The organism is Sphingomonas montanisoli (assembly GCF_008274695.1).
Classification (GTDB): Bacteria; Pseudomonadota; Alphaproteobacteria; order Sphingomonadales; family Sphingomonadaceae; genus Rhizorhabdus; species Rhizorhabdus montanisoli.
In genome coordinates, this window is record NZ_VTOU01000003.1 from 640,319 (window position 1) to 654,195 (window position 13,877).

The window sequence follows — 13,877 nt, forward strand, 5'->3', positions numbered from 1 at the left end:
ATGCTCACCGCCAAGCAACATGAACTGCTCGTCTTCATCCACGACCGACTGGCCGAGACCGGGGTTTCACCCTCGTTCGAGGAGATGAAGGACGCGCTCGATCTCAAGTCGAAGTCGGGCGTCCATCGGCTGATCTCGGCGCTGGAGGAACGCAACTTCATCCGCCGCCTGCCCAACCGCGCCCGCGCGCTGGAGGTGGTGCGGATGCCAGAGACGGCGACGCCGAAGCCATCCAAGACGCCCAAGCCCGCGAACACCAACGTGCCCGCGCCCGTCGCCGCGAACGAGAACGTCCTCGAAATCCCGCTGCACGGCCGCATCGCCGCCGGTGTGCCGATCGAGGCGCTGGAAGGACAGAGCAGCCTGTCGGTGCCCGCCGCTTTGCTCGGCCCCGGCGAACATTATGCGCTCGAAGTGTCGGGGGATTCGATGGTCGAGGCCGGCATTCTCGACGGCGACTACGCGCTGATCCGCAGCGCGCAGACCGCGCGTGACGGCGATATCGTCGTCGCTTTGATCGCCGGCGCCGAAGCGACCCTCAAATATTTCCGCCGCGAAGGCACGATGATCCGGCTCGATCCGGCCAATCGCGCCTACGACCCGCAGCGTTATGCCCCCGATCAGGTGCAGGTGCAGGGCAAGCTCGCCGGCCTGCTGCGGCGCTACTGACGATGATCCGGCGCGGTCTTTTCCTGGCCGCGCCAATCGCGGCTGTCATCTTCGCGGCGGCCCCGCTGGTCGCCGCCGAGCCTGTCGAACAGATCGCGACCGGCGCCTTCGACGTGAAGGCCGCGCCCGAAGGCGCGGCCGACGCGCCGATCGGCACATACAAGCTCGACAAGGTCTATCATGGCGATCTCGACGCGATCGGCACCGGCAAGATGCTGACCGTCGACACCGCGACCAAGGCTTCTGCCGCTTATGTCGCGATCGAGCGCGTGACCGGCACCCTTGCCGGCCGCAAGGGCGGCTTCGCGCTCGACCATGTCGGCACGATGGCACGCGGCACCCCCACCCTCCACATCGCGATCGTCCCCGACAGCGGCACCGATGCCCTGACCGGCATCACCGGCACCCTCGACATCCGCATTGAGAAAGACGGCAAGCATTTTTATACGCTTCGCTATAAAATACCGGGGTGAGAGCTCACGCGGCTGGCTAATCGCGAAACGCAAAGCCGCCATTGGCTGAAATCACCTGACCTGTGATCCATCCGGCATCGTCCGACAACAAGAAGGCGATGACGCCGGCGATGTCGGTGTAGCGACCGATCCGCTTCAGGCTCTGTCCTTCCAACATGATCTTGGTCATATCTGGATCAGGCAATTCGCGCCCATCCTCCATTACCAGCCCCGGCGCGACGCCGTTGCAGCGGATTCCGTCGGCTCCCGCCAAGCGGGCAACGTGCCGGATCAGCCCGTGAAGTCCGGCCTTCGAAGCCGCATAGGCGGGAAGCGAGGGTCGACCGAGATAGGCCGACATCGAACTGATCGTGACGATCGATCCGCCACCTGCGGCTTTCAACAACGGCAGAGCCGCCTGCATCAACATCATGTGACCGGTGATGTTCACATGCATCACCCGGTCCCAGATCGCTGGGTCCGCATCAGGCAGCGCCACGTCGGCGCGCATACTCGCCAGCCCGACCTCGGCTGCCGGGATTACGACCCCGTCCAATCCGCCAAGCTTGTCCGAACAAGCCTGGATCAGTTCGGCGATCGACACAGACTCGGCGATGTCGAACGCATGCGTCGCAACGTGATTTGTTCGACCTGCCGCCAGAGCCGCCGCTATGGCGAGTTCTGCGGTCTGTGGAAGCTTGTGCTTGCTGATCCCAGCGACGAGCACGTCCGCACCCTCTTCGGCCAGACGGATCGATAATTCGCGACCGATTCCGCTGCCCGCACCCGCAACGAGAATCCGCTTTCCGACCAATCCCCTCATCGTTTTGTCCTCTTCTGGCTTTACCCAGATCCTATGCCGCGAGGTTATGCGGGGATATGGCGCAAGATCGCGGAACAGGTCAGCGCGATCCGGCAGCGAAACTCCCCCACGGATGCAGCCCCACCTGCTCCGCCACGCTCTCCACCTCGCCTGACCCAATCCGGATCGCCAACCCGCCGGTGCTCCGCAGGAACGGCGCATCGGCCTTGAGCCAGCGGGGATGGCAGGTGCGGGGAAGGCGGCGGTCGCTCACCACGATGTCGGCGGCGGCGCAGGCGCGCGTCATGGCGCGGATGTCCACGAAGTCGCGGCTGCGGGTGGCGAGCAGGCGGATCGTGCGGCCGCCGCCGCTCACGTCCACCGCGCACAGATCGGCGCTGCAGCGCGCGAAGGGCATCAACTCCAAAGCGGGCGCTTCGCCTTCGACGCCTGATGCTTCGCCCAGCACGTCGCGGACATAGTCGCCCGCCCGATCGCGCAGGATCGCGATGCCGTCCCGCCCGTCGCGCACGGCGACATGGCGGCCGTCGCCCGTGACAAGGATGTCGGGCGGTGGGGTCAGCAGCGACCAGATCGCGCCCATCGCAAGCGGCACCACGCCCCAACGCCGCAGCCGCGTCCGCCACAGCACGATCCACAGCCCGCCCGTCGCCATCAACGCAAAGGCGCCGCGCGGCATCGAAGGGAGGTTCGCGACCGATCCCGGCGCGTCGGCCACGACATGCGCGATCCACAGCAGCAGGCCCAGCGCCTTGCCGACCAGCCACCAGATCGGCGCGCCCAGCCCGACGAGATCGAGCGCCAGCGCAATCGCCTCCGCCGGCATCACGACGAAAGTGGTGAGCGGGATCGCGACGATGTTCGCCGCCGCGCCGTACAGCCCCGCCTTGTGGAAATGAAACAGGGCGATCGGCGACAAGGCGGCCTCGATCACCACGCCGCTCGCCAACAGCATGAGGAGAATGCGCGCGCCGCCCAGCACGATCCCCTCGTCGCGCCGCGCGGCGAAGGCGGCGACCTTGGGATGTTCGTGGAAGGCGACCAGAGCGGCGATGGCGGCAAAGCTCAGCTGGAAGCTCGGCCCCGCCAGCGCCTCGGGCCAGAAGACCAGCACGATCAAAGCGCCCGCCGCGACCAGCCGCAGGGTGATCGCCTCCCGCCCCAGCGCGATCCCGCCCAGTACCAGCAAGGCGGCGATGCACGATCGCACGGTCGGCACCTCCGATCCCGTCAGCAATGTATAGCCGATCCCCGCCAGCGCCCCTGCCCCGGCCGCGATCAACGGCAGCGGCGCATGGAGCGCAAGGCGCCGAGATAAGGCGAGAAGCCGGATCGTAAGCAGCATCACCGCCCCCACCACCGCCGTGACATGCAGCCCCGACACCGACAACAGGTGTGCAAGGCCAGCTCGCCGCAGCGCCTCATTATCATCCTCGGGAATGCCGCCCTGATCGCCGGTGACGAAGGACGCCGCGATCCCGCCCTCCCCCGCGTCCTTGATGCTCGCCTCGATATGTGCGGTCAGGCGGGTGCGGATGTCGGCGAGCGAGGAGCCGCCGTCGGGCGCGACGATCACCGGCGGATCGAGCGCCCTGCCGGTCGCGCCGATCCGTTCGAACCAGGCGACCCGCGCGAAATCATAGCCGCCCGGCACCATCGGCGGCGCGGGCGGGAGCAGGCGCGCGCGCACAGCGACCCGCGATCCGGCCGGCGGCGGCGCGGGCAGATCCTCCGCATCGACATTGATCCGTACCCGAGGCGGCAGGCCGTTTCCCGTATCGGGCGCTATCAGCAGACGGATCGTGGCGGTCGCCGGGCGCGGCTCGGCCGCCTCGACGATGCCGGTCAGTGCGACCACTTTCGGCCGGTCGATCCGGGGTGCTGCGACCCAATCGGCCTTTGTCCAGATCGCGACGAGGCCCAGCAGCATCGCCAGCGCGAAGATCGTCACCGCGCGGCCCAGCCGGCTCGTCCCGCCGAAAAGCAGTGCTGCCAGCCCAACGCCCGCCGCCGCGATACCCAGCCCGATCCAACCGGTCGGTCCCGGCAGCGCGAACCAACCCGCAATCCCCGCGCCGAATCCCACCGGCACCCACAGGGCCAGCTGATCGCGCTCCGCCTCCAGCACGCGCTCGATCGCGGCCAGCATCTGCCAGCCATCGGTTTGTCGCGGCGGGAGGGCTATGCTAGGGGCGGCGTCCGTCTCGGCCATCGCGCCATTTCTTGGAGAATCAGCGCGTGGGCGCAAGCACCGAAACCCGTCCTGTCGTTACCCGTTTCGCGCCTTCGCCTACCGGATTCCTTCATATCGGTGGTGCGCGCACCGCCTTGTTCAACTGGCTCTACGCGCGCCACATGGGCGGCAAGTTCCTGCTGCGCATCGAGGATACCGATCGCGCGCGTTCCACCCAGCCCGCGATCGAAGCGATCCTGGACGGGATGCGCTGGCTGGGTCTCGACTGGGACGGCGACACCGTGTTCCAGTTCGCCCGCGCCGATCGCCATGCCGAAGTTGCGAACGAACTGCTCGCCAAGGGCCATGCCTATCGCTGCTATGCGACGACCGAGGAGCTGGCCGAACTGCGCGAGCAGCAGCGCGCCGCCAAGCAGCCGCTGCGCTATGACGGGCGCTGGCGCGATCGCGATCCGTCCGAAGCGCCTGCGGGCGCGCCGTTCGTCATCCGACTGAAGGCGCCGCGCGAAGGCGAGGTCACGATCGAGGACCGGGTGCAGGGCGCGGTGACCGTCCGCAACAGCGAACTCGACGACATGATCCTGCTCCGTTCGGACGGGACGCCGACCTATATGCTCGCGGTCGTCGTCGACGATCACGACATGGGCGTGACCCACGTCATTCGCGGCGACGATCATCTCAACAATGCCTTCCGCCAGCTCGCGCTCATCCGCGCGATGGAGTGGCCCGAGCCGATCTACGCGCATGTCCCGCTGATCCACGGTGCGGACGGAGCGAAGCTTTCGAAGCGGCACGGCGCGCTGGGCGTCGATGCCTATCGCGACGAGATGGGGCTGCTGCCCGAAGCGGTGAACAACTATCTCCTGCGCCTGGGCTGGGGGCATGGCGATGCCGAGATCATCGATCGCGATCAGGCGGTCGAATGGTTCGATCTGGGCGGCATCGGCCGATCCCCCGCCCGCTTCGACATGAAGAAGCTCGAGAACCTGAACGGCCACTACATGCGCGAGGCCGATGATACGCGGCTGGCCGATCTGGCCGCGCCCGGAGTCGCAAAGGCGATCGACCGCGAACTGACCGCCGACGAGCACGCACTGTTGCTCCGCAGCGTCCCTTTTTTGAAGGTTCGTGCCAAAGATATCAACGACTTGGCAGACGGATCACTGTTTCTCTTTCGCGCCCGCCCGCTCGATATGGACGAGAAGGCCAATGCACTGCTAGACGAACCGGGCAAGGCGGTGTTGGCCCAAGCCCGCGACGCCCTTGCCGCTACGTCGGACTGGTCCGCCCCCGATCTGGAGGCGGCCATTCGCACCGTGGCGGAAAGCGCGGGGATCGGCCTCGGCAAGGTCGCGCAGCCATTGCGCGCGGCCCTTACCGGACGCACCACATCCCCGGGCATATTCGACGTTCTGGCCCTGCTCGGCCGCGAGGAGAGCCTGGCCAGGATGGACGACCATATTTGATCGCGCAGGCGGGGGGCCAGCCCGCCGGCCAGGAACAGGAGAATTGATATGGGGGACAACGCGAAGCTCGATCTGGGCGGAAAGCCGTCCGAATACCCCGTAGTCTCGGGCACGATCGGCCCGGATGTCATCGACATCCGCAAGCTTTATGCCGCGACCGGGGCGTTCACCTTCGATCCCGGCTTCACCTCGACGGCGGCCTGCGAAAGCGCGATCACCTATATCGACGGTGACGAAGGCGTTCTGCTGCACCGCGGTTATCCGATCGATCAGCTCGCCGAACAGTCGAGCTTCATGGAGGTCAGCTACCTGCTGCTGAACGGCGAACTGCCGTCGAAGGCCGAGCTCGACAAATTCTCCAACACGATCACGCGCCACACGATGGTGCACGAGCAGCTCGCCCAGTTCTTCCGTGGTTTCCGCCGCGACGCCCACCCGATGGCGATCATGTGCGGCGTCGTCGGCGCGCTTTCGGCCTTCTACCACGACAGCACCGACATCAACGACCCGCAGCAGCGCCTGATCGCGTCGCACCGCCTGATCGCCAAGATCCCGACGATCGCGGCGATGGCGTATCAATATTCGGTCGGCCGTCCGTTCGTCTTCCCGAAGAACGACCTGAGCTATACCGGCAACTTCCTGCGCATGACCTTCGCCAACCCGGCCGAGGAATATGAGGTCGATCCCATCGTCGAAGACGCGATGGACAAGATCTTCATCCTGCACGCCGATCACGAGCAGAATGCGTCGACCTCGACCGTCCGGCTCGCTGGTTCGTCGGGCGCGAACCCGTTCGCATGCATCGCGGCCGGCATCGCCTGCCTGTGGGGCCCGGCGCATGGTGGCGCGAACGAAGCCGCGCTCAACATGCTGCGCGAAATCGGCACCCCGGATCGCATCCCCGAGTTCATCGCGCGTGCGAAGAACAAGGACGATCCGTTCCGCCTGATGGGCTTCGGCCACCGCGTCTATAAGAACTTCGATCCGCGCGCGAAGGTGCTGTCGAAGGCGGCGACCGACGTCCTCAACAAGCTCGGCAAGAACGATCCGGTGCTGGATACGGCCCGCGAGCTCGAGCAGATCGCGCTCAAGGATCCGTATTTCGTCGACAAGAAGCTCTACCCGAACGTCGATTTCTATTCGGGCGTGATCCTGTCGGCGATCGGCTTCCCGACCAACATGTTCACCGTGCTGTTCGCGCTCGCCCGCACCGTCGGCTGGGTCGCGCAGTGGAACGAGATGATCTCGGATCCGCAGCAGAAGATCGGTCGTCCGCGCCAGCTTTACACGGGCGCCACCAAGCGCGACTATGTTCCGGTCGACAAGCGCTAAGGCGCTGCCCATCGCGAGCTAAGGGAAGGCCGGGGGAAACCCCGGCTTTTTCTTTTGCCGCTCATCCTCCCCCGCCAGGGGGAGGTGGCGCCGAAGGCGACGGAGGGGGAGGTCAGCGACCAACTCGAATGAGCCGCCGTCCTCCCCCTCCGTCAGCTAATGCTGACACCTCCCCCGCCAGGGGGAGGATAAAAGAAGTCAGGCGGCCGGCAGCGTCAGCAGGAAACGGGCCCCTTCACCGGGAGCGCTGTCGACGCCCAGGTCGCCGCCCATCGCGCGGGCGAGGCGGCGGGCGATGTAGAGGCCAAGGCCCGTGCCCGAACCATCGGCCAGGTCGAGCCGTTCGAAGCGTTCGAACATGCGCTCGTGGTTTTCAGGCGCGATGCCTTCGCCCATGTCGGCGACCAGAGCCACCGCTAGGTCGCCCTCGCGCGCGGCGCGCAGCCAGATCGTGCCGCCGGCGGGCGAATGGCGGATCGCATTGCTGATCAGGTTGATCAGGATCTGGAGGACGCGCCGATAGTCGGCCGATCCGGTCACGACACCCGGTTCGGGCATGTCGATCCGCACCTGCTGGTCGGCCGCGCGCACGGCGAGGAGAGCGCCGGCGCGGCGCAGAATATCGGTCAGGTCGACCGGCTCCTTTGCCGGATGGAAATCGGGATCCTCGATCGCCTGCAGATCGACGAGATCGTCGACCAAAGCGAGCAAGTGTCGCCCCGCGCCGGCAATGTCCGACGCATAATCGGCATAGTCGCGACGCAATGGCCCGTCCTCACGCGCGCTGAGACTGTCGGCATTGGCGATGATCCGCGCGAGCGGCTCACGCAGCGCATTGCTCAGCCGTTCGCCAAACGCATTGATCGCGGCCGGGGCGGGATCGTCGGAATTTCCGGACGTCGCGCGGCGATGGACGAGCAGGCGATAGCCCGCCAGCCGGCCGACGCCGTCGATCAGGGGGAGGCCGTCGATCCGCACTGGTTCGCCACCGTCGATCCGCAGCATCGCGCCGCCATCCTCGAAACGGGCGGCGGTACGCGCGGCGATTTCGACAAGTGTCTCACCCCGCGCACCCCGGCTGAGGTCGAACAATGCATCGAGCGGACGGCCGATTGCATCGGCGACGACGCCGGTCAGGTGGACGATGCGCAGGGTGGCGTCGGTCTCACAGATCCAGTCCGCGCGGGTGCGGGCGAAATCGCGCGCGCGGCCCGCGTCGTTCAGCGTGAGCGGGCTCTGCTCGTTCCAGCCGCTGATCGCGACATCGCAGCCATCGCCCGTCGGCTTGACGCGGACGAGCAGGTTGACGTCACGGTCGCCCAGCGCCGCCGTCATCGCGCGGGTGATCGGGATCTGAAGCCGGAACGCCAGCCGCACGATCGCGGCAAGGGGGGGCACAGCGAGCGGCTGGCCCAGCGTGCCGCCCGCACGCTCCTGCATCCGCAACAGCTGGGGATCGGCCTCGACCAGCCGACCGTCGCGATCGATGCGACCGATGGTCGCCTTGACCTCTCCGAGGACGCTCACGATTCTGGGCTCACGGCAGATAATCCCGCTCGCCCAGTTCGGCGACGCCGCGGCGATAGGCGCGATCCGAGCGCCAGATGCCCAGCGCGTCGTGGGCGCGGCCTTCGTTGAGTGCGTCGAACGCCTCGCTGCGTTCGATCAGCCTGTCCTCCGCCGTGCCATGCGCAAGGCCGAGGCGCCACAACATCGTGACTGCGGGCTCGCGCTGGCATCCGATCGCCTTCAGCAAGGTCGCGACCATCCAGGCCGAAGGGTCGGCGACCATCGCCCAGACGGTCGCCCCGTCGATCGCGCCCCGCAGCGCGAGGCCGGCGGCGAACAATGGCAACAGCCCATCCTCGAGCGCCTGCATGATCAGCTCGTCATCGAGCATCTCGCGCTCATCGAGCAAAGCGACGAGCGTTGCGGCCGCAGCCTCGACCCCCGGCACCGGCTGATGCTCGGCCAGATAAGCGCCGCCGATCGCGGTGACGTGCGCGTCTGCGCGCTCGGCGCGCATCCCGTGGCGGCGGACCATGTAGGTGCGCAGCGCCGCCGCGATCTTCCACACGAGCCGACGCCGCAGAATTTCGGGCAGGTCGACACCGTCGAGCTGCGGCTCGCCAAAGGCATCGCGGCTACGGCTGTCGGCGATCATCATCGCCATCGTCGCTTCGGCGATGGCGGGATCGGCGAGGTCGAGCAGTTGCTGGACGACCCCGGCTGCGCGGTGCGTATCCTGTCCCAAGGCGAGCGCCAGCCGGTGTGCATCGACACGGCGCAGCAGCAGCTCGACCAGCGCGAGATCGCCCTTGCCCGGCAGACGGATAAGCGGAAGCGCGATTTCGACATGCGCGGCATCGAGCGCGGCGAGCAGTTCTTCCGGCGCATCGTCGCGTTCGAGGCGGCGGGCGAGGCGCAGGCGCAGATCGGCTTCGATCGAGCGGACCAGCGCCTGATGCAGCGCCCGCATCTGCGCACGCTGCAACTCGGTAAGCCGCTGTTCCTCGTCGAGGGCCAGTTCGGCCGCGGCGGCATCGAGGCGCCGTTCGAGATGGCCCAGCGCCAGCGCGGAATCGGGCACGCCGCCGTCGAGCCATATCGGCCCATCCGGCAAAAATCCTTCGATCGCTGTGGTCGACAACGGGTCCATCTTAGCGCCCATAGCCGAACCCGGTTAAGAGGCCGCTAAGCGCGACGGCGCGCGGCGTGCGAGCGCATCGAGCCGGATGACGAAGCTGCCCAGCGCGTAGAGCGCCAACGCTGCCACCGTCCACGGCCAGCCCGCCAGCACCGCGAGCGGCGGCAGCAGCCAGATCAGCGCATCGCCGCTCGCCAGCCAGACCGGCCGGTCTGCGCCAAGCAACGCTTCGATCGGGCGAGCGCGATCGAGGCCAGCGAGACTGGCGGGGATGGCGAGCGCGACGAGCACCCAGCCCCAGCCCAGCGTGCGCGCCAGCATCATCGCCAGCAGGCCGAGCACCGCCAGCGCCGCCGCATGGCGCCCCGCGATCAGCAGGCGCCGCGCGGGCAGCTCGGGCGCCCAGATCGTGCCGATCGCGCGGGCCACGGCGAACGCCGCGGTTGCAAGCGGCAGCAACACTGCCGCAGGCCAGAAGAAGCCGAAGGCGGCGAACAATGGGGCCAGCCAGGCGGCGACCACCGATCCGATCGCGATAGGCATCGGCTTCACCCCACGCGCCGCGAGCGGCGACGCGATCGGGGCAACAATCAGGCGGTGGACATAGCGCGCGACCCAGCCTGCCCCGTCGCGCCGGCCCCGCGCCATCAATGCGCGCTCGACCGGCGCCAGCGCCTTGGGTTCCAGCACGAGTTGCGGCACGATTTCGCCGTCCGCGCCGCCTTCGATACGGGTCGCATCCTCCTGCGCGGCGCGGCGCAGCACGGTCGACACCAGATCCCAGTCCCCGAGCATCGCGTGGGTCGCGTGCAGCCGCGCGCCGTCGATCAGCGCGAAGCCGGCCCAGCGCGCTTCCGAATCGAGCCGTTCGAGCAAAGCGTTTTCGGGTTTGTCGGGGACCACCATCAGCGCGGGCGCCGGCGCCACGGCGAGGGCCGCGACCGCCGCATCGCCCGCCACGCAACCGTCGGCGATCAGCAGGATGCGCGTATCCGGATCGAAGCGATCGACCGCATCGGCGATGGTGCGCGCGACAATGACGGCTGCGCCCTCGTTGCGCAGCCGCTGAACCGCGCGCGCCAGTTCGCCCGGCATGCGTTCGACGAGGATGACAATCGTCTCCGCCCCCGCACGTGCGGCAAGCGCGGCCTGATATTCCACGAGTGTGCGACCGGCGACGGGCAGGGTCGCCCGCAGCCCCTGTCCCGAATCGTCGGCTTCCTGCGCGGCAATCAGCGCGGCCAGCGGCAATCCGTCTTCCTCTTTCCGACAAGCCGGCAATGGCTTTGGGATGATATCGGCGGGAGCAATGCTATGCCCCACCGGGCTCGGCTACGCGACCAACCTGCCTTGCGGCTCCCTTTCGGGGCCGCTTCAGAGGAGACTAGAATCGCCGCAGCGATTCTTCAAAGGTTAATGCTGGGACAGTTCGTTCAGCATCGCGCGAATCGGCGCGATGAGGGCAGGGCTGGGCTTTGCGCGCGCGGTGGCGGCGGCGAGCCACATCAGGTCGTTGAGCCCGAAACTGGCGGCCAGCCCCTGCAGCTTGTGCGCGGCATCGCGCCAGCTATCGACATTGTCCGCCATTTCGAGCGCCGCGAGCTGCGCCATCGCGGACCCGAGGAAATCGGCGCGCAAGGCGGCGAGAATGGCAGGGCTTCCGCCGACCGCCTCGGCCAGCAGGCGATCCAACTCTTGGGGCATGTAGGACATGCGCGCACGATCACCCGAAGCGAGTTAAGAAAGTCTTGACGCCCCCTGTTCGGCGAATCGGAAATGGGATAGCTTCTGCTACCAATGGCGAAGGCACCGCACCCATTGGACAGCTGGCGCGAGGCCAATGCGGCCGAGGCCGAAGCTGTCCGCGCCGCAGCCGGGCCGGATGCGTCCCCCCCGGCACCTGCGGACGAGCTTCTGCTCGACGATCGGATCGTCGATCCGCCCGTGATCAGGGCCGAAGCCCCCATCGAAGCCACCCCGCGTCGTGCATCCGATTTCGTCTCCGGCGCGCTGTGCGGCATCGTGGCGTCGGGCTGGGTTGCCATGGTCGCGCTGAGCGGGATGCCCGCCCAAAACCTCTCGGCCATCGTCACGGCGATCGCGACGGCGAGCGGGCCGCTGGCCCTGATCGGCATCGGGTGGATCCTGATCCAGCGATCGGGCCGACGCGAGGCCAAGCGCTTCCCCGAAACCGCAATGTCGATGCGCGCAGAGAGCGCCCGGCTGGAGGCCGCGATCGCGCGGGTGACACAGGCGCTCGACGTGCGGCGGCAGGCGCTGTCGATCCACACCGACGCTTTGCTGTCCGAAGGCGGCAAGGCAGCCGAACGGCTGGCGCAGATCAGCATGGACATGCGCGACGAGAGCGACGTTCTCGCGCGGCAGACCGACACGCTGGCCCAGGCCGCGGCCGGCGCGCGCAGCGACATCGGCGCGCTGATGGCCGATCTGCCCAAGGCGCGCGACCTGAGCCAGGAGACCGCCGGCTTTATGAAGGCTATCGCGGGTTCAGCGGTCAGCCAGTCCGAAAGCCTGGCCGAGCAACTGACCCAGATCATCGCGCGCAGCCATGAGGCCGACGAGTTGATCGGTGCGGCGGCGGGGCGGATCGCCAGCCATGTCGGCCGGATCGAAAGCCGTTCCGAACGCGCCGCGCGCGCGATCGACGAGGCGGGCACCGCGCTAGTCGCATCGAGCGACAAGGCGCTGATTGCGGCCGCCGAAGCGATCGAACAGGCGCGGCAGGGCGTCGATGCACAGCGCGCGGCAATGATCGCGATGATCGACCACGCCCGCGCGGCGATCGACGACACCGGCGACAGCGCCGCGCGATCGATCGCCGATCGGATGAACGCGCTGTCGACGCAGGCCGATGCGTTCGGAGAACGGCTGAGCGAACAGGACAAGGCGAGCCGTCGGCTGGTCGAACATATGAACCGCGCGCTGGGCGAGATCGAGGCGCGTTTCGAGAATCTCGGCGCGACCGGCACCGAACAGACCGCAGACCTGGCCGAGATGGTCGTGGCGCTGAGCGAGCATGTCGATGGCGTCGGCCGTGCGCTTGACGGCAGCATGGCCGGGGTGCGCTCGCTATCCGATCGCACCAGCGCGCTGCGCATCGCCCTGGATGCGGTGAACCAGGTGATTGAACGCGACATGCCCGCGGCGATGAAACAGGTCGAAGCCGAGGCCGCGCGCGGCGACAGCGCGATGCGCGCGGTTTCCGCGCAGGCCGAACAGCTTGCCGCGACGGTCGAGCGCGCGACCGACAGGCTCGATTCGGCCGACCTGCTGATCGACCGGCAGCGCAATGCCGTAGCGGGGCTGGGTGACCAGGCGGCACGGCGCATGGCTGCAATCGCGGCCGAGGGCGACGCCCTGCTCGATCGCCAGCGCGAGCTTTCGGACAGCTTCGCCGAGGAGGCCGCCGCGCGACTCGAGGCATTGCGCGACCATTCGACCGAACTGGGCCGCCTGATCGCCGAGAGCGAAAAGAACATGCGCTCGCTCGCCGAATTGTCGGGCAGCCGATTGGTCGAGGCGATCCTGAAGGTCCGCGAGACCGCAGGCGAGGCGGCGCGCGGCGCGCGGGCGGCGCTCGAATCGATCATCCCCGATGCGAGCGAGAAGCTGGCGCGCAGCGGTGCCGAGGCGATCGAGCGCGCCTTTGGCGATCAGATCACCCAGCGCATCCACCTGATCTCCGACACCGCCGAAGCGGCCGTCGCGGCAGCGAATCACGCGAGCGAGAAGCTGTTGAGGCAGCTTCTGTCGATCGCCGAAGCGAGCGCCAGTCTCGAGGAACGCGCGCTGACCTTCGAGAAGCGCCGGCCGGCGCCGGAACCCGAACCCTCCGACAATTTCGCGGCCGAGGTGGCGGTGCTGGTCGACGGATTGAAGGCGGCTGCGATCGATGTGACGCGGGTGCTGTCCGCCAGCGTCGCCGACACGGCCTGGACGGCCTATCTGGCGGGCGATCATGGCGTGTTCGCGCGTGAGGCCGTGCGCCTGCTCGACGAGGGCGAGGCCCAACACCTCGCCGCTTATTGCCAGCGCAACCCGGCCTTCCGGGCGCAGGTCGATCGCTATGTCGCGGCGTTCGAAGCGATGCTCGGCCGCATCCTCGACAGCCGCGACGGCGCGCCGCTGGGCGTCACGATGCTCTCGTCCGACATGGGCAAGCTCTACGTCGCACTCGCCCAGGCGATCGACCGCCTGCGGTTCTAAAGGTCCGGCGGCGCGGCAATCCCCCCCTAACAGCGGAATGGATTGCGTCGTTCTGCTCGCAATGACG

General features: G+C 67.9%; 11 protein-coding genes. 5 read left to right on the forward strand and 6 right to left on the reverse strand.

All coding sequences use genetic code 11. The features are described 5' to 3' along the window. Both lexA and FYJ91_RS14365 read left to right on the forward strand, forming a co-directional pair. A complete protein-coding gene (gene lexA / locus FYJ91_RS14360) occupies nucleotides 1-669 on the forward strand; it encodes a transcriptional repressor LexA (RefSeq protein WP_149522946.1) in 669 nt (222 codons plus the stop codon). A 2-nt stretch (nucleotides 670-671) separates the two neighbouring features. Further along, nucleotides 672-1,142, forward strand: coding sequence for a DUF3224 domain-containing protein (locus FYJ91_RS14365; RefSeq protein ID WP_149522947.1), 471 nt, complete (start codon nucleotides 672-674; stop codon nucleotides 1,140-1,142). 16 nt (nucleotides 1,143-1,158) lie between these two features. Here FYJ91_RS14365 and FYJ91_RS14370 read toward each other — a convergent pair whose 3' ends face one another. Then, nucleotides 1,159-1,944, reverse strand: coding sequence for an SDR family NAD(P)-dependent oxidoreductase (locus tag FYJ91_RS14370; RefSeq protein WP_181008520.1), 786 nt, complete (start codon nucleotides 1,942-1,944; stop codon nucleotides 1,159-1,161). Between the two features lie 79 nt (nucleotides 1,945-2,023). Continuing rightward, nucleotides 2,024-4,156, reverse strand: a complete 2,133-nt coding sequence (locus FYJ91_RS14375) for a ComEC/Rec2 family competence protein (protein WP_149522949.1) — start codon at nucleotides 4,154-4,156, stop codon at nucleotides 2,024-2,026. A 26-nt stretch (nucleotides 4,157-4,182) separates the two neighbouring features. On the opposite strand from FYJ91_RS14375, the gene gltX reads away from it, so the two are divergent. After that, a complete protein-coding gene (gene gltX, locus FYJ91_RS14380; protein WP_149522950.1) occupies nucleotides 4,183-5,604 on the forward strand; it encodes a glutamate--tRNA ligase in 1,422 nt (473 codons plus the stop codon). 48 nt (nucleotides 5,605-5,652) lie between these two features. Next, a complete protein-coding gene (gene gltA, locus FYJ91_RS14385; protein WP_149522951.1) occupies nucleotides 5,653-6,936 on the forward strand; it encodes a citrate synthase in 1,284 nt (427 codons plus the stop codon). Nucleotides 6,937-7,134: 198 nt separating this feature from the next. Here the strand turns inward: gltA and FYJ91_RS14390 are convergent, their stop codons facing one another. The 4 genes from FYJ91_RS14390 to FYJ91_RS14405 form a co-directional block, all read right to left on the reverse strand. Further along, entirely contained in the window at nucleotides 7,135-8,463 is a 1,329-nt protein-coding gene (locus tag FYJ91_RS14390; protein ID WP_246152632.1) for a sensor histidine kinase, read from the reverse strand. A gap of 10 nt (nucleotides 8,464-8,473) precedes the next feature. Further along, nucleotides 8,474-9,586 (reverse strand): DUF2336 domain-containing protein, encoded by a 1,113-nt coding sequence (locus tag FYJ91_RS14395; RefSeq protein WP_181008521.1) that lies wholly within the window; start codon nucleotides 9,584-9,586, stop codon nucleotides 8,474-8,476. A 33-nt stretch (nucleotides 9,587-9,619) separates the two neighbouring features. Next, complete coding sequence (locus tag FYJ91_RS14400; RefSeq protein ID WP_149522953.1) at nucleotides 9,620-10,834, reverse strand: hypothetical protein; 1,215 nt, start codon at nucleotides 10,832-10,834, stop codon at nucleotides 9,620-9,622. A 162-nt stretch (nucleotides 10,835-10,996) separates the two neighbouring features. Next, complete coding sequence (locus FYJ91_RS14405) at nucleotides 10,997-11,287, reverse strand: Hpt domain-containing protein (RefSeq protein WP_246152633.1); 291 nt, start codon at nucleotides 11,285-11,287, stop codon at nucleotides 10,997-10,999. 93 nt (nucleotides 11,288-11,380) lie between these two features. Between FYJ91_RS14405 and FYJ91_RS14410 the strand changes: the two genes are divergently transcribed. Continuing rightward, the gene (locus FYJ91_RS14410) at nucleotides 11,381-13,810 is read left to right on the forward strand and encodes a coiled-coil domain-containing protein (protein ID WP_149522955.1); all 2,430 of its coding nucleotides are present in this window, start codon (nucleotides 11,381-11,383) and stop codon (nucleotides 13,808-13,810) included. Nucleotides 13,811-13,877: the final 67 nt, after the last annotated feature.